Raw genomic sequence first — 20,045 nt, forward strand, 5'->3', positions numbered from 1 at the left:
AGGTTTCCACCAAGCTACCGATCGTGTTTGATCGATCCGTGACAGTTATGTGACCGGGCGATGACGGTCGATGCACCCCCCGCTAGCCGAGCGCTAATCGAAATCCACGGTCTCCGTATCACCGGCATCGATACTGACGTTGGTCTGACCGGAAAACTCGATGTCGTCCTGCACCAGCGGATCGTCCAGGCGCCCCTGACAGGTGAATGCGACGGTATAGTTGCCTTCGGGCAGGAATCCCACGGTGTAGGTGTATTCGCCCGAGACGTCGTCCATCTCCACCGCACCGTAGGTGATCGCGTCGTCGACCGAGTTGTCGAGATCGCTGACGGTGGCGCTGTTGCCGGAGAAGACGTAGACGACGTTGCCGACGTCGTTGTTGTCCCCGTTGTCACAATCCGAATCCGTCAGCCTGGATTCGTCGACGGTGCCGGTCAGCGTGCCGGCGTCCTCATCCAGCACCAGCCGCAGCCGCGGCGCGAGGCGGTAGTCGGTGGAGGTCCCGGTGGGTTCCAGGATGGACCGCCGCAGGTCGAAGTCGATGGTCAGCGCCGTGCGCTCGTCCTCTTCGACGGTGAAGTTGCGGGAGACGCTGCGGCTGCCGCCACCGGCGTTGCTGAGCACCAGCGGGAACTCGCCACCGTCGGAGAAGGTAATGGTCGAATCCGACTCGCCGGCCACGGCATTGATCAGCAGACGGATGCCGCTGTAGGTCCCGCCGGGCGTGTCGTCATCGGAGACCAGGGTCACCGTCCGCCCGCCGCTGAGATCGGCCAGATTGATGGTCCGCGGCTCGTCGAAGTCGTAGGTTTCGGCAGTGCCCGCATCGGTCAGCAGTTCCACGCCGGTGATCTCGACGTTGACCGCGGTGGCCTCGTCGGCCGGAGCGTCGGTGAGGCGAATCTGCAACTCGCCCTCGCAGGCGATGAGCAGCAGTGGAGCCAGCGCCACGATCAGCGCTCGAGGGAGAAATCGTCGAATCATTCCTTGAATCCTGGTGGTCATCATGCAGGTCGCGCGACCCCGGTGAACGCAGCCATCGTCCCATTGTATAGGCGAAGCAATGCGGAACCGGAGACGGTCATCGGCGTCCGTATACTGACGCCTCCTTGAACACGGATGTCCGCGATGACGGGTCTCTTCGAAGTCGATGCCTTGCTCGCGCTGGTCACCTTGACGGCGCTGGAGATCGTTCTGGGTATCGACAACATCATTTTCATTTCGATCCTCGCCAGCCGGCTTCCGGTGGAGCAGCAGCCGCGGGCACGCACGCTGGGACTGGCCGCGGCGATGATCACGCGGGTGCTTCTGCTGCTGTCGCTGACCTGGGTCATGAAGCTGACCGCGCCGCTGTTCGCGGTGTTCGGGCATGCCGTCTCGGGGCGGGACCTGATCCTGCTCGGCGGCGGTCTGTTCCTGCTCGCGAAGTCGACGCTGGAAATCCATCACAAGCTGGAGGGCGACGACGAGTCACACGGCAGCGGCCGCGCGGTGGCCGGTTTCGCCGGGGTGATCATCCAGATCATGATCCTGGACATTGTGTTCTCGCTAGACTCGGTGATCACCGCCATCGGCATGACCGAGAACGTGCCGGTGATGATCATCGCCATCGTGCTGGCCGTCGGTTTCATGATGTTCGCGGCCGGCGCAGTGTCGCGCTTCGTCGACAACCATCCGACGGTGAAGATCCTGGCGTTGTCGTTCCTGATCCTGGTGGGCGTCGCACTGATCGGCGAAGGCCTGCACTTCCACATTCCCAAGGGCTACATCTACTTCGCGATGGCCTTCTCGGTGGCGGTGGAGATGATCAATCTGCGCGTGCGCAAGACCCACCAGCCGGTCCGGCTGCACGGACCAAAGGCGGAGGCTGAATGACCGACACCACCGATCATCGCGCGCAGCGGCTGGAGATCCGGCCGGCAACGCTGGGCGACGTACCCGAGATCCTCCGGCTGGGCGCGATTGCCTACAGCGAGCAGGACAACTATTCCGTCGAGCAGATCTCGGCGCAGATTCGCTGGTTTCCGGACGGCCACCTGGTCGCGGTGCATGACGGCGAGGTGGTCGGATACTGCGCCAGCATCCGTCTGTCCGAAAGCCGCGCACTGAGCCCGCACACCTGGAAGGGCATCACCGGCAACGGCTACGGCAGCACGCACGACCCCGACGGCGACTGGCTCTACGGCTACGAGGTCATGGTCGACCGCAGTCATCGCGGGCATCGACTCGGCCAGCGCCTGTACACCGCACGCCGCAAGCTCTGCATCGAACTGGGGCTCAAGGGCATCGTGTTCGGCGGCCGCCTGCCCGGACTGGCCAAGCGTCACGCGGACTATCCGTCCGCTCAGGACTACGTCGACGCTGTGAAGGCCGGCGACCTGCGTGATCAGGTCATGAGCTTTCAGCTGCGCAACGGCTTCGAGCCAATCGGCGTGCTGCCCGGCTACGACCCCACCGATCGCGCCTCACTGGGCTATGCCGTGCATCTGATGTGGCGCAACACCCACGAGCGGCCACGCTCGCGGCACGCGGCCTACGCCCCGGACCGGCCGGCCTCCACGGTGCGGATCGCATCGGTGCAATACCTGCAACGCGCGATCGACGACTGGGCCGGGTTCGAACGGATCGTCACGTACTTTGTCGACACGGTCGCCGACAATCGCTGCGATTTCGTGGTTTTTCCCGAATATTTCACCGTACAGCTGCTGTCGATCGAGAATGCGGCGCTGTCCCCGCTGGAATCGATCCGCAAGCTCGCCGAGTACGCCGAGCCGGTGCGTGACCTGCTCCAGCGCCTGGCTCTGCGCTACAACATCAACATCATCGGCGGCTCGCACCCCGTCGAGCAGCCGGACGGGACACTTCTCAACGTGGCGTGGATCTGCCTGCGCAATGGCGAGGTGCATGAGCAGGCGAAGATTCACCCGACCCCGGGCGAACGTTATTGGTGGCAGATCACCGGCGGCGACACGGTGCGCGCCATCGATACGGACTGCGGACCGATCGGCGTGCTGATCTGCTACGACTCGGAATTCCCGGAACTCACCCGGCATCTGGTCGACCAGGGCGCGAACCTGCTGTTCGTGCCGTTCTCCACCGAGGAGCGCTACGGCTACCTGCGGGTGCGGTACTGCTCGCAGGCGCGTTGCATCGAGAACCAGATCTATGTGGCGACGGCGGGCAATGTCGGCAACCTTCCGCGGTTCTTCAACATGGACATGCACTACGCGCAGTCCGGTATCTACACACCCTGCGACTTTCCGTTCGCGCGTGACGGCATTGCCGCCGATACCACGCCCAACGTGGAGATGATCGCGTTCGCCGACCTGTCACTGGACGCGCTGGTCCAGGCACGCAAGTCCGGCACGGTGCAGAACCTGAAGGACCGCCGCCACGACCTGTACACGGTGCGCTGGGGCGGCGGTCCGGGACCGGGGCGGCAGTAGCGCCCCGTATCGGTCGCGGCTAGAAGCGGTAGCCGACGCCGGCGAGGACCACGGTCGGGTCGATGGTCACATCGAACTCGTCCGCCTTGGAGCCATCGGCCAGATAAACCGACGCGGTGGTCTCGATGTCCACGTACCACAGCGACACGGTGCCGAACCAGCGATCGGTGAAGTCATAGTCGGCGCCGAGGTTGACCGCCCAGCCCCAGGATTCCTCCAGGCCGAGGGTCACGTCGTTGCCGAGCGCGGTGCGCAGCGAGTCGGAGGCTTCCTCGTCGAAGAACTGGGTGTGGTTGATGCCCAGGCCGCCATAGAGGTGCAGGTTGGGCATGGGCTGGCCGTAGTACTGGGCGTACAGCGTGGGCGGCAGATGCTTGGTCGTTCCTGCCTTGCCGACGGCCGAAATGCCGCCTTCCGCCTGAATGTCGTGCTCGAACGGAGAGGCGCCCAGCAGTTCAACGGCCCAGTGGTCGGTGAGCATGTAGGTCAGGGTCAGCCCCAGCGAGGTGGCGTCATCAACGCTCACCCGGTTGTTCGGATCGCCGAGTACCGGGTCGCTGTCGGAGTCGGGCATCACGTTGGCCACCCCGGCGCGGACAAAGAAATCGCCGGCCGCGAGTTCGGCGGCGAATGCACTGCCGCCGAACGCGAGACCCGCGACAACGGCCAGTGAAGTGATTCGGTTGTTGATCTGCATGATCGACTCCTTCTGAGACGAGGTGAGATGTGTTCGTTGACGGGCGCGAGCATCCTCCTGCGACACACCCCCGGATTTGACCTGCATCAACGAAGTTCGAACCGCGACTCCACCCCCGGCCTAAACCCGGCAGAACATTGATCTGGATCAACGGAAGCGGGGTCGCCCCGCCCGGCGGACGCACCTGCGGAGAGCCGGCGGGCCGGGTAGAATTCCCGCCCATGGATGGCGATATCACCCCCATCGTTGACCCGCTCAACGACGCTCAGCGCGAAGCCGTCACGGCCCCTCTCGAACACCGTCTGATCCTCGCCGGCGCCGGCAGCGGCAAGACCCGCGTGCTAACCCATCGCGTGGCCTGGCTCATGGGTGTGGAAGCTGTGTCGCCGCTGTCGATTCTGGCGGTCACCTTCACCAACAAGGCCGCCAAGGAGATGCGCCAGCGCATCGAGTCGCTGGTGCGGTTTCCGACCCGGGCCATGTGGGTCGGCACCTTCCACGGCATCGCCCATCGCATGCTGCGACTGCATGCCAAGGAGGCTGGCCTGGGACCGTATTTCCAGATCCTGGATGCCGACGACCAGCAGCGGCTGGTCAAGCGCCTGCTCAAGAGCATGGAACTGCCGGACGACCAGTGGGCACCCAAGCAGGTCACCGGCTTCATCAACGCACGCAAGGAAGAAGGGCTGCGGCCGGGGGATCTGGATGATCGCGGCGAGTACACCCGGCGCACGCTGATCCAGATCTACGGCGCCTACGAGAACGCCTGCCGACGCGCCGATCTGGTCGACTTCGCCGAACTGCTGCTGCGCGCCCACGAACTGTGCCGCGACAACCCGCAGATCCAGGCGCATTACCGCAACCGGTTCCAGCACATCCTGGTCGACGAGTTCCAGGACACCAACAAGCTGCAGTACGCCTGGCTGCGCGTGCTCGCCGGCGACCGTGCCAAGCTGTTCGTCGTCGGTGACGACGACCAATCGATCTATTCCTGGCGCGGGGCGCGGGTCGAGAACATCATCCGCTTTCCCAAGGACTTCCCGGGCACTCAGACGATCCGCCTGGAGCAGAACTACCGCTCCACCGGCCACATCCTGAAGACGGCGAACACGCTGATCGCCCACAACAGCGGCCGGCTGGGCAAGGAATTGTGGACGGAGGATGCCGATGGTCCACCGATCCAGATCTACCGCGCCTACAACGAGCGCGACGAGGCCGAGTTCGTCGTCAACCGCATCCAGGCCTGGGTCGCGGCCGGCGGCCAGCGCAGCGACTGCGCCATCCTGTACCGCTCCAACGCCATGTCGCGGACGCTGGAAGAAGCGCTGCTGACCCAGCAGATGCCCTACCGCGTTTACGGTGGCCTGCGCTTCTACGAGCGCGCCGAAATCAAGGACGCGCTGGCCTATCTGCGGCTGGTCGAGAACCGCGGCGACGACGCCGCCTTCGAACGCGTGGTGAACCAGCCCACCCGCGGCATCGGCGCGACCACGCTGGAGAAGATCCGCTATCGCGCCCGCCGTGACGGGCTGACCATGTGGACCGCCGCCGGTCTCTCCGCCGACGAGCTGCCACCCCGCGCGGGCAACGCGGTCCGCGGCTTTCGCGATCTCATCGACCGCCTGGCCGACGACACCACCGACCACACGCTCGGCGAGCAGATCAATCACGTGATCGAGCACTCCGGCCTGCGCGAGCACTACGGCAAGGACAAGACCGAGCAGGCCGAGGCGCGGGTCGAGAACCTGGACGAACTGGCCAATGCCGCGCGCGGCTTCGAGCCCTCCGAAGGCGATGAAGAACTGCCAGCCCTGTCCGCGTTCCTCGCCCACGCGGCGCTGGAGGCGGGCGAGGAACAGGCCGGCGAGTGGGAAGACGCGGTCCAGCTGATGAGCCTGCACGCGGCCAAGGGCCTGGAATTTCCCGTCGTGTTCCTCATCGGCATGGAAGACGGCCTGTTCCCGCATGAACGGGCGATCGGCGAAGGCGGGCTGGAGGAGGAACGCCGGCTTTGCTACGTCGGCATCACCCGGGCCCGTGAACAGCTCGTGCTGTCGCATGCCGAAAGCCGCCGGCTCTACCGCAACGCCCAGTTCTGCGTGCCGTCACGCTTTCTCGCCGAACTGCCGCCGGACTGTGTCGAGGAGATTCGTCCGCGTGTGTCCGTCAGCCGTCCGCTGGGTTACGGCGCAGGCCCCGGGTTGCGCCAGACCGACTCCGCCGGGCTCAAGCTGGGGCAGCGGGTCACACACCGCAAGTTCGGCGAGGGCATCGTGCTGTCGCTGGAAGGCGAGGGCGAGCGTGCCCGGGTCGAGGTCAGCTTCGAATCGGCCGGTTCGAAGTGGCTGATGCAGTCGATCGCGAAGCTGGAACCGCTCTAGCAGCCCTCACGCGTCGCGTGCGTCTGACTGCGGCTGAACACCATCGTCCAGCGCAATATGAAAACCATCGACCTTGACCACCCCGTCTCGGCGCTCAACGACGATTGTCACGACGACATCGGCGTGTTCGAACCGCCCATCGAAGGCGATCTCGGCCCTCTTGCCGTCGGTTCCTGAACTGTAGTGACGCGATTCAAACTCGTGCCCGCCCTTGAACGCGCCGAGTTGCTTAAGTTGACTCATCACGTTGCGACCCTGCGGCGTTCTGAGGTTGGTGGCCAGCGCGTCGGTCATCCGCGCCTCGACCGTCGCGACCTCCCAGTTGCGCGCGAAGTCCGCCGTGAAATCCAGCAAGAACGGCTGAGTCTCCTCAACAAAGGACGATGCGCTCAGTCCCAGGTAGGCGACGGACGCCAACAGCAGCACAAACAGCGCGCCGAGCCCAACCAAGATGTTCCGTAAAATTTTCAACGGGTTGCTGACCTGACGAGCGAACAGCCGTCAACGGGGATTCAGAATAATCCTGCGCGAATGCGATCGCTCCGGCAATCACGGTGGCGGCGCCCCTGTCACGGACGCGCTAGTCGGTTGCTTGCAGGTGGCAACGGTGCGTCCCGTCCTCCGGCCTCCTGCGCGCTGGCGAGCAACAACATTCGGATCAGGTCCTGCACCGCATGGCCGCGAATGTCCGAGGCGGGGACATCGGTGTCCCAGCGGTAGCAGATCGCGCCGGAGGCCTCGTCACGCAACTCGACGCAGGGGCATCCGTGCACGAGTCTGGCGTGCACCCGCAGGCACATCAGTGCGCTCCCGCGACTCCGGGCGCGGCCGACAACGTGGCGATGGCCGTCGGCAGGGCGGAGGCGGCTTCGATGCACAGATCCGGCGCCGCGCGACGGACGATCGCAGCCGGTGTCCTGCCGTAGAGCAGCCCGATCGTGTGGATGCCCATCCGCCGGGCCATCGCCAGTTCGGCCGGGTCATCCGACGCGAACGCGATGCCGTCATCGGACTGATCCCGCAGCTTCCCGGACAGGGTCTCCAGCAGGCTGGGCCGGCACATGCGGCACTGGGGTGCGGGCGCAGTGAAAATGCTGTCCACCGCGTGGCGGAAGGAGTAGTGCTCCAGCAACGCCTGCGCACCGGCCGGGCCGATGTGCGTCAGGTAATGCAGGTGATTCTGTTCCGTCGCCTGCAGGCTGGCCACCGCGATCCGCGCGCCAGGGTACAGCCCGTAGGCGCGACGACCGCGACAGGCGAACAAACGCTGGTAGCGCGACGTGAACTCGTCGATGCGTCCGGGCGCGTCATCCTGCAACAGCGTGATCGCGGCATCGGTGAATGGAACATTGACCACCCAGTCCAGCGCCCGATCGGGCTCCGGCTCGTAGCCCATTTCCCGCAGGGTCGTGCGCAGGCAGTACTCGATCGCGGGCAGCGGATTGAGCAGCAGGTTTTCCAGATCGGCGACGAGGTGCATCGGTATTCCTGATCGAGGCGATGCAGATACGCTATTGCGAATCGTTCGCATTTACAACCCCTGCCGGTAACCGCTCGTCTGCCGCTGGGCGAGCCGGCACTCAAGAGGCTCCCGACCAGCTTGTGCTGTGTGCTCCTGATGTCCGGATTTCGGAACGGCTTACGTTTTGTTCAGCACACTTCGATATGCAATCGGCAATGGGTACCAGGCTGTTCCTCAACGACGCCAACACGATTTTCGCGATCGACGCGAGCGGACCGGATCACTGCCCTCGAAGCAGCCTGCTGCGTCCGTTGCTGAAGGGAGCACCGGTGCACCAGGAAGCGGTTCAGACGCTGTTGCAGGCCTACGGCGGAACCTGGGTGACGACACGGGGCATCAAGCGCTACCCGCGTCGCGACACCCCGAGTTCGGCGGACGCGCTGGAGCGCCATGCGGAAAGCCTCCGCGCCGAATCAGCGCCGGCGTGAACGGGACACCGGCTCCCGGAAACCCGACTCAGGAATCAAGCCGCCGGAAGAAGCTCTCGATTCCGTTCTCGTAAAGCCGGCCCATCTGGTTCTTCACCCGGTTGAAGTTCGACTCCGGCCCGATGATCACACGGTGCACCGTGCGTCCGTCGTCCAGTGTCGCCGACTCCACGCGCGATTCGATCCCCAGCAACGCGATCTCGGCGCGCCGGGCCTCGGCATCCGACTGCCTGGCGAAACTGCCCGCCTGGATCGCGTAGCTGAGATCCGCCTCCGGTTCCGGCGGTGGCGTGTACTTCTCGGTGCGCGGCACGAGCTGAAAGTTGGGCAGCATCTCGTAGAACGTGAACCGCGCCTGTTCCTTGGGCGGCAGCTCCGGCTCGGGCGCCGCGGGCTCGGCCGGCTTCTGCGCGGCGGGGGCTGGCACCGGCAATCGATCGGCGCCGCCCGGACCGCTGAATACATACAGCGCCACGGCGATCACCAGACCGACGGTCATCCCGATCAGCAGCCACAGCCAGCCCGGCAGGCCCTGTGCCTGCGGCTTGCGCTTGGTCTGCGGCCGCCGGGCGGCCGGCTTCTTCCGATTGGCGTAGTCCCTGCCCATGCCCTACATCGACTCGGGAGCGGACACGCCAAGCAGGCCGAGGCCGTTGGCCAGCACCTGCCGGACCGCCGAAACCAGCGTCAGCCTGGCCTGCGTGCGCGCGGGATCGTCGGCGAGCAGGAACCGGTGCGCGTTGTAGTAGCTGTGGAACTGATCGGCCACGTCGCGCAGCGCATTGGCGACGATGTTCGGCGCGAACTGGGCCGCGGCCTGCTGCACCCGCTCCGGATAACTGGACAGCAGCCCCATCAACGCCGTCTCGTGGGCCTCGGTGAGCAAGCCCAGCGCGGCGCGCCCAGCCTGCTCGTCGTAGGCGACCCCGGCGTCCGCGGCCTGCTGGAACACGCTGCAGATGCGGGCATGCGCGTACTGAATGTAGTAGACCGGATTGTCATTGGACTGCGAGGTTGCCAGCGCCAGATCGAAATCCAGCGGCTGATCGGACGAGCGCATCACGTAGAAGAACCGCGCGGCGTCGACGCCGACCTCGCCGCGCAGTTCACGCAGCGTCACGAATTCGCCGGCCCGCGTCGACATGCCGACCTTCTCGCCGGCACGGAACAGGCTCACGAACTGGGACAGGCGCACCACCAGCGGCTCGTCGCTGCCGGTCAGTGCCTCGATCGCCGCGCGCATGCGCGGGATGTAACCGTGATGATCCGCTCCCCAGACGTTGACCAGGGTGTCGAATCCGCGTTCCAGCTTGTTGAGGTGATAGGCGATGTCGGTGGCGAAGTAGGTGTAGGCCCCGTTGGCGCGGACCAGAACACGGTCCTTCTCGTCGCCCATCTCCGAGGACTTCAACCACAGCGCGCCATCACGCAGCACCGTGTGACCCGAGGCCTTGAGGCGCTCCAGCGCGTGTTCGACGGCGCCGTCGACCACCAAACTGGCTTCGGAAAACCAGCGGTCGTAGACAATGCCGAAACCTTCCAGGTCATCACGAATGTCCGCGAGCTGGCTGTCGAGCCCGGCCGCGTGCACCACCGCGAACCCGTCGCCGAGCAACGCCTTCATCCGCGCGATCAGGCCATCCACGAAGGCGTCCTTGTCACCGGCTGGGGCATCGTGGCCGAGGCCGTCGAGAATCGCGCCGGCCGACTGGACGAAACGGTTGCCATGCGCGTCATCCAGGTCACGGGCGATCTGGCGAACGTACTCACCCTGGTAGCCGCCGGTGGGGAAGTTCACCGACACCTGATGCAGTTCGAGATACCGGACCCAGATGCTCGCGGCGAGAATGTCCATCTGCCGACCGGCATCATTGACGTAATACTCGCGGGCAATCTCGTGACCGGCGGCCTCCAGCAGATTGGCGATGCAATCGCCCAGCGCGGCGCCACGCCCGTGTCCCACATGCAGCGGGCCGTTCGGATTCGCGGAGACGAACTCGACCATGACCCTGCGGCCGGTCGGTTCCGAGGCGCGCCCGTAGGCCGCGCCGGCATCCAGCACGGCACCGACCACCGCCGTCGCGGCATCCCGGGTCAGAAAGAAATTGATGAAGCCGGGGCCCGCGATCTCGACCTTCTCGACCTGCGGGGATGCAGGCAGCGCGGCGATGATCGCCTCGGCGATCTGGCGCGGATTGGCCCGCGCGCTCTTGGCGCTGGCCATCGCCACGTTGGAAGCGAAATCGCCATGCGCCGCATCGCGGGTTCGCTCGATGCCGATGCGCCCCGGGATCTCCAGCGTGGGGAATGGCCCCGCCGCGACCTGCTCCAGCGCGGCGCGCAACAACTCGGCAATGTGGTCCTGCATCGAAGTGCCCGAATTCATCCAAAAAAGGCCGCGCATTCTAACCCGGAAGCGACGCCGGACCCGAGCCGGCGGCCGCGTTCAGAGCATGGACTGCGGATCGACATCGAGGCTCCAGCGCAGCTTGCGCGATTCCCGCAGCTGGCCGATCCGTTCGATCCACGCCGACAGACCGCTCTGCAGCGGCGCGCGCCGGTCGCATTCCAGCAACAGCTGGCCGCGATGGCGCCCCGCGCGACGCGCCATGGGCGCTGACACCGGGTCCCAGATCTCCACCGCCGCGTCGAACAGCCCGCGACCCAGCTGAGCAGCCTCGCCCAGCCAGCGCATGACCGCGTCGGCCGTCTGACCCTCGGCGCGGAGCATCACGAACTGGCGGGCGGGCGGCATGCCGGCCTCGCGACGCTCCGCCAGCGCCATGCGCGCGAACCCACCGTAGTCGCCGCGCACCAGCTGCTGAAGCAGCGGGTGATCGGGGTGGTGCGTCTGAATCAGCACCTCACCGGCGCGCTCGGCGCGACCGGCGCGGCCACCCACCTGGAAAATGCCCTGCGCCATCCGCTCCGCCGCGCGAAAGTCGGCGCTGAACAAACCCTGGTCGGCATCCACCACGACGACCAGACTCAGATTCGGAAAGTTGTGACCCTTGGCGAGCATCTGCGTGCCGATCAGGATGCGGGCCTCGCCGGATTCGGCACGGGCGATCCGTGCATCCAGCTCGCCCACACGGCGGGTCGTGTCGCGGTCGATGCGCAGCACCGGATGACCGGCAAAGCGCCGAACGAGCGCGTGCTCCAGGCGCTCGGTACCCGCGCCGATGCCAGTGAACTGTCGGTCTCCGCAGTCCGGGCAGCGCTCGGGCGGCGCGGCTTCCAGACCACAGTGGTGACAGCAGAGCCGGTTGCGGGCGCGGTGCAGTGTGAGATGCGCATCGCAGCGCGAACAGTCGGCCACCCAACCGCAGGTATGGCACAGCACCGCGGGCGCGTAGCCTCGACGATTGAGAAACACCAGCACCTGACCACCGGCCTGCAGGTGCGCCTCGATCCGGGACTGGGACTCGAAGCTCAGTCCGTGATCAAGCTGCTGCGCCCGCACATCCAGCAACCGGACACGGGGCAGTGCCGCACCGCCAGCGCGTGACGACAACCCGATGCGCAGAACGGAACCCGTCTCCACCAGATGCAGGGATTCCAGGCTGGGGGTTGCCGAACCCAGCAGAATCGGCACCCGGCGCTGGCGGGCGCGCCAGATCGCGACGGCGCGGGCGGAGTAACGACAACCGTCCTCCTGCTTGTAGCTGGCGTCATGCTCCTCGTCGACGATGATCAGCCCCAGTCGCGGCAACGGGACGAACACACCGGAGCGGGTGGCGATCACGACATCGGGATGGCCCGCCCGGGCCGACAGCCACAGCTGCGCACGCTCTCCGTCCGCCAACGCCGAATGCAGCACGCAGGGCTCCACGCCCAGCCGGGCGCGCACACGCTCGACCATGCCGCCGACCAGCCCGATCTCCGGCACCAGGATCAGGCACTGGCGGCCCTGGTCGAGCACGCGTCGGGCGGCCCGCAGGTAGACCTCGGTCTTGCCGCTGCCGGTCACGCCGTCGATCAGCGTGGCGTGAAAACCCTCCAGCCGCGCGCCCAGCTGCTCCAGCGCGGCGGCCTGTTCGTCGGTCAGGGTCGGCAGTGAGACGGGCGCAGCGACGCGCTCGCCCTCGGCACCAACCCGCCGAATCAGTTGCAGCGCCTCCAGCCGTTCCAGCCCGCGCCGATCCAGTCCACTGGCCTCGCGCAGGGGGGCCTCAAGCATCGGCCCGCCTCCCAGCGCGTCGATGGCGGCCCGCTGTCGGCTGCCCAGCCGCGGGGACCCGTCGCCGGATTCATCGACCCGCGCCCATAACCAGGGTGGCTCCCAGCGGGCGGGCGCACCGGCCCGCAGCGGGACCGGCATCGCCAGCGAGTACACCTCGCCGATCGGTGCGGCGAAATACCGGGCGGTCCACTCGATCAGGTCGCGGTCCCCCTCGTCAAACAGCGGCTGGTCGTCAACGACAGACTCGATCGCTCGCAGTCGCCGATCACCCGCCGGGTCGCCGTGACCCGTCACGATTCCGACCAGGCGCCGCCGACCGAACGGAACCCGCACCCGGGCGCCTGGCGGGGGCGGCTGTCCCGAGTCGAAAGCGTAGTCAAAGCACTGAAAAAGCGGTGCCGGCACGGCCACTTTGACGATTGTTGAGGGATTCGCGGACTGACTCACGCCGTTCAAACAGCCTGTGGATAACTCTGGGGAGAAGTTGCGGACTCGGGAATTGTCAATAGGCAAGTCCAGCCTTCATTACGGATAAGTGACAATATTGCGCCGCAACAAGCCCATATAATTCAGCAGCTTATAGACGTTCTTAACAATTTTTTCATAATACGTTCCGTAAGTGCGGGATTCGACGACCGTCACGCGCAGTGTGAGTAACATGTTCAGCCTGGGCTGAAGCCGCAGCGCTAGCCCCATTTCAGGAACCGTTCTGCCCACCGGATGTCGCCAATCTGCGACATCCCCTTATCTGGCCGCAACTCGGCGATGTCGGATGAGAACGCCGATCACGGATTCCTGCCTCATCCCCGGGTTGTCACGCAGGATTTTCTCGCCCACTGACCCAACCGCCGATTCCCGACAGTTCCACGCTTTCGTCGCGACGGCGCGGCGACGTCCGCGTATCGACCTGAACGATGAACTGGCGAGACACCGGCTCCCAGTATGTCGGATTCACCGAAATAACCCGAACGACGATCGCAATCGGACAGCGCTTGCGCCAGACACGCCAACCCCGCATGTTTCCGGCATGCCATGCTCCCGAGACGACGCCGAGGCCCTGGATCGCAGCGACCCGCTGGCAGCCACCCGCCATCGGTTCGCGCTGCCACCGTCGCAGATCTATCTGGACGGCAACTCGCTCGGGCCGCTGTCCAGGGCGTCCGCGGACGCGGTCGACCGTACCGTCCGCGAGGACTGGGGAGAACAGCTGATCGGCAGCTGGAACAGCGCCGGGTGGGTTGACCTGCCACGCCACGTCGGCCGGCGGATCGCGCCGCTGATCGGCGCCGGCGCCGAGGATGTGATCGCCACCGACTCCACGTCGATCAACCTGTTCAAGCTGCTGGATGCGGCACTGGCGATCCGCCCGGACAGGCCGGTGATCCTGACCGAAACCGGCAACTTCCCGACCGACCTCTACATCACCGACGCCGTCGCCTCGAACCATGGCGCCGCGCGGGTCCGCCGCGTTGCCGCCGCCGAGCTCCCGGACGCCATCGATGATTCCGTCGCGGTGCTGGTGCTTAGTCACGTGAACTACCGCACCGGCGCACGCCACGACATGGCCAAGGTCAACGCCCGCGCACGCGCCGCTGGCGCACTGGTGCTCTGGGATCTCGCCCACAGCGCCGGTGCCGTTGCGCTGGACCTGGAGGCGACGGCCACCGATCTCGCCATCGGTTGCGGCTACAAGTTTCTCAACGGCGGCCCCGGGGCGCCCGCGTTCCTGTACGTGTCGCCCGCCCTTCAGCGGCTGCTGCGCAATCCCATCGCCGGGTGGTTCGGCCACGCCGCTCCGTTCGAATTCGGCGACCACTATCAGCCGGCCGCGGGCATCGACCGCTGGCAGGTGGGCACGCCGTCGATTCTGGGGCTCGCCAGCCTGCACGCCGCACTGGAGGTCTGGGATAGCGTCGATCTGCAGATGGTCGAGGCGAAGTCGGCGCAGCTGTTCGACATCGTCATGACATGGCTGGACGGACCGCTGGCCTCGCATGGTTTCGAACTACTCACCCCCCGGCAGCCTGCGCGTCGCGGCAGCCAGATCAGCCTGCGCCATCCACAGGCCTGGCCGATCTGTCAGGCGCTGATCGCCGATGGCGTGATCGGTGATTTCCGCACGCCGGACGTGCTGCGCTTCGGGTTGACGCCGCTCTACCATCGCCATGTCGACATCCATGACGCCTGCGAACGCCTGACCACCATCATGGAAACCGGCCGGTGGCGTGATCCGGCGTTCCGGACCCTGAACCGGGTGACCTGAGATGAACAACCGATGCCGAATCCTGCTCCCCGCGCTGATGGCGGTGCTGCTGAGCGCCTGTGCCAACCGATCGCCGACCGCTTCGGACGCGGCCCCCGCCGCACGCGCGCCGCAACCGCTGAGCTGGGCCCAGGTGCAGGCACGCCCACTGCCACCACCCGGGGAGCGCCTGCAGTACGGCCCCGCCCCGCAGCAGTTTGGTGAACTCCGGTTACCGGACGGAGCGGGACCCCACCCGGTCGTCGTCCTGATTCACGGCGGCTGCTGGCTGTCCCAGTTCGACCTGACGTATTTCAGCCACCTCGCCGACGCGCTGACACGGCAGGGCTTTGCCACCTGGTCGATCGAGTACCGCCGGATCGGCGACGACAACGGCGGCTGGCCGGGCACGTTCGTGGACATCGGCCTGGCGATCGACCACCTGCGCGAACTGGCGGCCGTTCGCCCGCTGAATCTTGCGCACGTGGCAACGCTGGGGCATTCCGCCGGCGGCCAGCTCGCGCTGTGGGCGGCGACACGTGACGATGCCCACGCGCTGCTGCCGGCCGATCATCCCCTGCCGATCCGGGCAGTGATCGGACTCGCGCCGATCACCGACATGGAACGCTATCGCGTCGGCCCGGACGGCAGCTGCCATTCCGCGGTGGACGCAGTGATGGGCGGCACACCGGACACTGCCGGCGAACGCTATTCCGCGGTGTCACCGGCCGCCCGTCTGCCGCTGCACGTCCCGGTGCTGCTGGTCAGCGGCGCGAAGGACCCCATCGTCAGTCCGGCGTCGGTGGAGGCCTTTGCGCAAGCCGCGCTGCTTGAGGGCGACCAGATCCACCTGCGCGTGGTCGCGGGCGAGGGGCATTTCGATCCGGCCCTGCCCGATACCCGCTCATGGGACGATGTAGTCGGATTTCTGCACGCAACGATCGGCGAGCCGGACGGCGGTTAAGCCGCGCGGCACCGACCGCGTCACCGGCTCAGGATGTCGACGATCTCCAGTGTCGCCGCCACCAGCCGGATCGTCTCGTCCTCGATACGCACGGTCGCGATGCCGTCATGTCCCGCCGGCGAGATCACCACGCCATGCCGATAAATGGATCGGTCCAGCGTATGTCCGACCTGCAATTTCTTCTTCCAGCCCGGAGGCAATGGTTCACCGCGGGCCGCCTTCTTCTGCAATCCCGGCGGCAGATCACCGTGACCCGGGTTGGCGTTCACGATGCCAAAACTGCCCAGCGCCATCAGCGCCACAATCCATGCCGTTATTCCACGTCGCATGTTCGCTCCTTGAATTCATCGCAGCACTTGGACTGCAAAAGAACAGAAACATTCGATGGGCGGCCGGCGGGGCCGTCGCCCGTCAGGCATGAACCTGCCGGTCTCCGGTGTAGAGCTCCCAGCACAGGCGGTCCCGTCCGGAGCGCTTGGCGATGTAGAGCTGCCGGTCCGCCGCCATCAGCAGGCCGTTTCGGGTCGCGGAGACGCCGGACGGCACGGAGGCCATGCCGCAGCTGGCCGTGACCTGCAGGTCGATCGGGCGGCCGAGATGATCGTGGAACCGCAGTGCGCGGATCCGGCTCAGCAACTCACCCAGCATGCTCTGGGCGTCCGACGCGTCCGCTCCGTAGAAGAAGACGGCGTACTCTTCACCACCCAGTCGCGCCGCAACATCCGTTGCCCGGCGACAGCGCAGCCGCACCTCCTCGGCGACGCTGCGAATCACCTCATCGCCAACCGGGTGACCATATTGGTCATTCACCGACTTGAAATGGTCGATATCGATGATGGCCAGCACGACGGGCCGTTCGTCTCGCCGGGCGACACCCAGCAGCGATTCGACCTGCTCGCGAAAGTACGCCCGGTTCGCCATGCCGGTCAGGTCATCATAATTGGCGCGATACGCCAGTGCCGATGTGTCCTTCCAGGCGCTTCTCGCGGCGTGCTCAACCGCCAGCGCACCCACCAGGCTCACCAGGCAGATCATCAGCGCGGCAAAGATGTCGACGAGCACCGTCGGCTGCGGCGCCACCAGCCAGAACTCGGTCACGACAATGCCGACCGTGACCAGCGCGAAAAACGTCACGTTGTAACGGGCCGTCAGCCCGGCCAGCGCCCCGAAACCCACGACCACCGTGGCGGGCACCGTAATCGGGATATCGAACCCGATGTCGCTGGCGACGACACGAACGGCCATCAGATAGGCCACCGCGGAGAGATTCATCGCCGATATGGCGAAAATCAGACGCGAGCGGTATCGCGATGACCGGTTCACGAACAGCGTGATCAGCCCCAGAATCAGCGTCGACCACCACAGCGGAGCCGGCACGCCGTCAAAGGCTGCCCGGGGCACCTGGAACAGAGATGGCGCGTACCACGGGATGGTCGGCACGAGCAGGATCAGCAGCACGATGCCGACGAGGCGACGAGCGCGCCCCGCGTGCAGGAACGAGCGCTGGAAATTCGCCTCCTGCCCGCTATCGATCTGGAGAAAATGGGTGCGATGCCACGCGGGCGAGTTGCGCCAAACCCTCCAGTTCAGTGATGTCCCGTGTTGTTGCACCTGCGCCTACCCCGTCCCGCCCTGGCGCGAATCCGGCGGCCTGAGGCAGCCGGGTCGATATGGCATCAACGAGCAATCACGATGCCAGGAACCGCAGATGATCAAAAAAGCCCGCACGAGGCGGGCTTTTTCGTTCCGAGGATCAGAGCTCCTTGAGCCCGGTGATCATCTGGTTGCAGACCTCTTTGGCGTCGCCAAACACCATGTTGGTGTTGTCGCCGAAGAACAGCTCGTTCTCGACACCGGAGAACCCGGTGCCCTTGCCACGCTTGATGACAAACACCTCGCGGGCCTGATCAACGTTGAGAATCGGCATGCCGTAGATCGGACTGGACTCATTGGTCCGGGCAGCCGGATTGACCACGTCGTTGGCACCGATGACCAGCGCCGCGTCCGCCTGGGCGAACTCCTCGTTGATCTCGTCCAGATCGAAGATCATGTCGTAGGGCACGCCGGCCTCGGCCAGCAATACGTTCATGTGACCCGGCATGCGGCCAGCGACGGGATGGATGGCGAACTTCACCTCCACATCGGCCTTGGTCAGCATCTGCACGTATTCCCAGAGCTTGTGCTGCGCCTGCGCCACCGCCATGCCGTAACCCGGCACGATGATGACCTTGGCCGCGTAACTCATGGAGATCGCCGCGTCGGAGGCCTCGACCGAGGTCATCGTGCCCTGCGGTCCATCGCCAGCATCACCATCACTGGCCCCGAAACCGGAGAACAGCACATTGGCGAGCGAGCGGTTCATCGCCTTGGCCATCAACAGGGTCAGCAACGAGCCGGCTGCACCGACCACGGTACCCGCGATGATCATCGCCGCGTTGCCCAGCACGAAGCCCTCGAAGGCCACCGCGAGACCGGTCAGCGCGTTGTACAGCGAGATGACCACCGGCATGTCCGCGCCACCGATCGGCGTGGTCATGAACACGCCCAGAGTCAGCGCGATCAGGAAGAACACGGTGATCCAGAACGGACCCGGACCGGTGGAAGTCGCCAGCGCCAGACCGATACCGAACAGGAAGATCACCATCAGCGCGTTCACGCCCTGATGCATCGGCACCGACCAGGCCTTTTTCATCAGGCCCTGCAGCTTGGCGTAGGCGATGACCGAGCCCGACAGCGACACGGCGCCGATCACGCCGCCGATGACGGCCAGCGCCGCCAATCCCGACCCGTGCGATGTCGCGGCACCGGAATACAGCTCCACGGCCGAGATCGCGCCGGCCGCGCCGCCGCCCATGCCGTTGTACAGCGCGACCATCTGCGGCATGTCGGTCATCTCGACCTTCTTGCCGGAGATCCACGCCGCGGCGCCTCCGATGACGATGGCGGTGACGATCAGCCCGACGTTGTGCAGATTGGGATAGAAGAATGTCGCCAGCACCGCCAGCACCATGCCGATGCCGGCCCACTTGATGCCGCTGACCGCGGTGCGCGGCGAGGCCATGCGCTTGAGGCCCAGGATGAACAGGACCGCGGCGACGAAATAGCTCGCCTGAATCAGAAAACTCATCGTCGCCCCCTCAGTCCTTGCTCGACTTGAACATTTCGAGCATCCGCTCGGTCACGACGTAACCGCCGACTGCATTCCCCGCCGCCAGCGCGACACCGAGGAACCCGATGACCTGCTCGAGCAGCGTGTCGGCATGGCCGAGCGCCACCATCGCGCCGACCAGCACGATGCCGTGGACGAAGTTGGAGCCGGACATCAGCGGCGTATGCAGGATCGCCGGCACCTTGCCGATGATCTCGTAGCCCGTGAAGGCCGCCAGCATGAAGATGTAAAGGGCCACAAAGCCCGTGAGTGCGAGTTCGGGTGTCACTTGGAACCCTCCAGAATCTGCTTGGCTTGTTCGTGGACGATGTCGCCGCCGTGCGTCAGCAGCGCGCCCTTGATGACGTCGTCCTCCAGGTCCAGCGCCAGCTCGCCTTCCTTGATGAACAACTCCATCAGGTTGAGCAGGTTGCGGGCATACATCTCGCTGGCGTGCTCGGCGAGCATGGACGGGACATTCAGCGGTGCGACGATCGTCACCTCGCCCACCGTCGTGGTCTTGCCGGGTTCGGACAACTCGCAGTTGCCGCCACCCTCGGCGGCCAGGTCCACGATCACCGCACCGGATTTCATCGACTCGACCATGGCCTTGGAGATGATCTTCGGCGACGGCCGGCCCGGAATCGACGCGGTCGTGATCACCGCGTCGGCGGCGGCGACATGCTTCTCCAGCATCGCCTGCTGCGCGGCCTTCTCCTCGTCGGTCAGCTCGCGGGCATAGCCGCCCTCGGCATCGGCCTTGATGTCGGCCATGACGAACTTGGCGCCCAGCGACTCGACCTGCTCCTTGGCGGCGGTGCGCACGTCATAGGCCTCGACCATGGCACCGAGACGCCGGGCCGTGGCAATCGCCTGCAACCCGGCCACGCCGGCACCGATGACCAGCACCTTGGCGGGGCGGATCGTGCCGGCCGCCGTCGTCAGCATCGGCAGAAAACGCTCCAGCTCGCTGGCCGCGATCAACGCCGCCTTGTAGCCGGACGCCGCGGCCTGGGAGGACAGCGCGTCCATCG

Annotated in this window: 19 protein-coding genes; 6 read left to right on the forward strand and 13 right to left on the reverse strand. The window is 66.0% G+C overall.

Translation table 11 applies throughout. The features are described 5' to 3' along the window. Positions 1–93 precede the first annotated feature (93 nt). Entirely contained in the window at positions 94–984 is an 891-nt protein-coding gene (locus tag ABNS06_RS16245; protein WP_348675653.1) for a DUF4382 domain-containing protein, read from the reverse strand. Between the two features lie 144 nt (positions 985–1,128). Between ABNS06_RS16245 and ABNS06_RS16250 the strand changes: the two genes are divergently transcribed. After that, entirely contained in the window at positions 1,129–1,875 is a 747-nt protein-coding gene (locus tag ABNS06_RS16250) for a TerC family protein (protein ID WP_348675654.1), read from the forward strand. Continuing rightward, positions 1,872–3,446 carry a GNAT family N-acetyltransferase gene (locus tag ABNS06_RS16255; protein WP_348675655.1) on the forward strand — a complete coding sequence of 525 codons (1,575 nt, stop codon included), beginning with the start codon at positions 1,872–1,874 and terminating at the stop codon, positions 3,444–3,446. The genes ABNS06_RS16250 and ABNS06_RS16255 overlap by 4 nt, the downstream gene beginning before the upstream one ends. Before the next feature lie 19 nt (positions 3,447–3,465). Here the strand turns inward: ABNS06_RS16255 and ABNS06_RS16260 are convergent, their stop codons facing one another. Continuing rightward, on the reverse strand, positions 3,466–4,143 hold the full coding sequence (locus ABNS06_RS16260) for an OmpW family outer membrane protein (protein WP_348675656.1): 678 nt from the start codon (positions 4,141–4,143) through the stop codon (positions 3,466–3,468). A gap of 221 nt (positions 4,144–4,364) precedes the next feature. Between ABNS06_RS16260 and uvrD the strand changes: the two genes are divergently transcribed. After that, on the forward strand, positions 4,365–6,524 hold the full coding sequence (gene uvrD / locus ABNS06_RS16265; protein ID WP_348675657.1) for a DNA helicase II: 2,160 nt from the start codon (positions 4,365–4,367) through the stop codon (positions 6,522–6,524). 6 nt (positions 6,525–6,530) lie between these two features. On the opposite strand, the gene ABNS06_RS16270 is transcribed toward uvrD, so the two are convergent. The 3 genes from ABNS06_RS16270 to ABNS06_RS16280 all read right to left on the reverse strand — a co-directional run bounded on the left by ABNS06_RS16270 (position 6,531) and on the right by ABNS06_RS16280 (position 8,004). Continuing rightward, positions 6,531–6,995, reverse strand: a complete 465-nt coding sequence (locus ABNS06_RS16270; RefSeq protein ID WP_348675658.1) for a hypothetical protein — start codon at positions 6,993–6,995, stop codon at positions 6,531–6,533. A gap of 98 nt (positions 6,996–7,093) precedes the next feature. Further along, positions 7,094–7,324 (reverse strand): hypothetical protein, encoded by a 231-nt coding sequence (locus ABNS06_RS16275; RefSeq protein WP_348675659.1) that lies wholly within the window; start codon positions 7,322–7,324, stop codon positions 7,094–7,096. Further along, a complete protein-coding gene (locus tag ABNS06_RS16280) occupies positions 7,324–8,004 on the reverse strand; it encodes a hypothetical protein (RefSeq protein ID WP_348675660.1) in 681 nt (226 codons plus the stop codon). The genes ABNS06_RS16275 and ABNS06_RS16280 overlap by 1 nt, the downstream gene beginning before the upstream one ends. A gap of 197 nt (positions 8,005–8,201) precedes the next feature. Between ABNS06_RS16280 and ABNS06_RS16285 the strand changes: the two genes are divergently transcribed. Continuing rightward, the gene (locus ABNS06_RS16285; RefSeq protein WP_348675661.1) at positions 8,202–8,474 is read left to right on the forward strand and encodes a hypothetical protein; all 273 of its coding nucleotides are present in this window, start codon (positions 8,202–8,204) and stop codon (positions 8,472–8,474) included. A gap of 28 nt (positions 8,475–8,502) precedes the next feature. On the opposite strand, the gene ABNS06_RS16290 is transcribed toward ABNS06_RS16285, so the two are convergent. The 3 genes from ABNS06_RS16290 to ABNS06_RS16300 form a co-directional block, all read right to left on the reverse strand. Then, positions 8,503–9,081 carry an SPOR domain-containing protein gene (locus ABNS06_RS16290; RefSeq protein WP_348675662.1) on the reverse strand — a complete coding sequence of 193 codons (579 nt, stop codon included), beginning with the start codon at positions 9,079–9,081 and terminating at the stop codon, positions 8,503–8,505. Between the two features lie 3 nt (positions 9,082–9,084). After that, the gene (gene argS / locus ABNS06_RS16295; RefSeq protein WP_348675663.1) at positions 9,085–10,842 is read right to left on the reverse strand and encodes an arginine--tRNA ligase; all 1,758 of its coding nucleotides are present in this window, start codon (positions 10,840–10,842) and stop codon (positions 9,085–9,087) included. A 78-nt stretch (positions 10,843–10,920) separates the two neighbouring features. Further along, entirely contained in the window at positions 10,921–13,104 is a 2,184-nt protein-coding gene (locus tag ABNS06_RS16300) for a primosomal protein N' (protein ID WP_348675664.1), read from the reverse strand. A gap of 580 nt (positions 13,105–13,684) precedes the next feature. On the opposite strand from ABNS06_RS16300, the gene kynU reads away from it, so the two are divergent. Both kynU and ABNS06_RS16310 read left to right on the forward strand, forming a co-directional pair. Further along, complete coding sequence (gene kynU / locus ABNS06_RS16305) at positions 13,685–14,920, forward strand: kynureninase (protein WP_348675665.1); 1,236 nt, start codon at positions 13,685–13,687, stop codon at positions 14,918–14,920. Position 14,921: 1 nt separating this feature from the next. After that, complete coding sequence (locus tag ABNS06_RS16310) at positions 14,922–15,863, forward strand: alpha/beta hydrolase (RefSeq protein WP_348675666.1); 942 nt, start codon at positions 14,922–14,924, stop codon at positions 15,861–15,863. A 20-nt stretch (positions 15,864–15,883) separates the two neighbouring features. On the opposite strand, the gene ABNS06_RS16315 is transcribed toward ABNS06_RS16310, so the two are convergent. The 5 genes from ABNS06_RS16315 to ABNS06_RS16335 all read right to left on the reverse strand — a co-directional run. After that, on the reverse strand, positions 15,884–16,192 hold the full coding sequence (locus tag ABNS06_RS16315) for a hypothetical protein (protein WP_348675667.1): 309 nt from the start codon (positions 16,190–16,192) through the stop codon (positions 15,884–15,886). A gap of 82 nt (positions 16,193–16,274) precedes the next feature. Then, positions 16,275–17,474, reverse strand: coding sequence for a GGDEF domain-containing protein (locus ABNS06_RS16320; RefSeq protein ID WP_348675668.1), 1,200 nt, complete (start codon positions 17,472–17,474; stop codon positions 16,275–16,277). A gap of 142 nt (positions 17,475–17,616) precedes the next feature. Beyond that, a complete protein-coding gene (locus ABNS06_RS16325; protein ID WP_348675669.1) occupies positions 17,617–18,990 on the reverse strand; it encodes an NAD(P)(+) transhydrogenase (Re/Si-specific) subunit beta in 1,374 nt (457 codons plus the stop codon). Positions 18,991–19,000: 10 nt separating this feature from the next. Further along, positions 19,001–19,252 carry an NAD(P) transhydrogenase subunit alpha gene (locus ABNS06_RS16330; protein WP_348675671.1) on the reverse strand — a complete coding sequence of 84 codons (252 nt, stop codon included), beginning with the start codon at positions 19,250–19,252 and terminating at the stop codon, positions 19,001–19,003. Between the two features lie 44 nt (positions 19,253–19,296). Further along, positions 19,297–20,045, reverse strand: a 749-nt coding sequence (locus tag ABNS06_RS16335; protein WP_348675670.1) for an NAD(P)(+) transhydrogenase (Re/Si-specific) subunit alpha, incomplete at its 5' end; no start/stop codon positions are given.

Origin of the sequence: uncultured Abyssibacter sp. (assembly GCF_964000955.1) — a bacterium.
GTDB lineage: Bacteria > Pseudomonadota > Gammaproteobacteria > Nevskiales > OUC007 > Abyssibacter.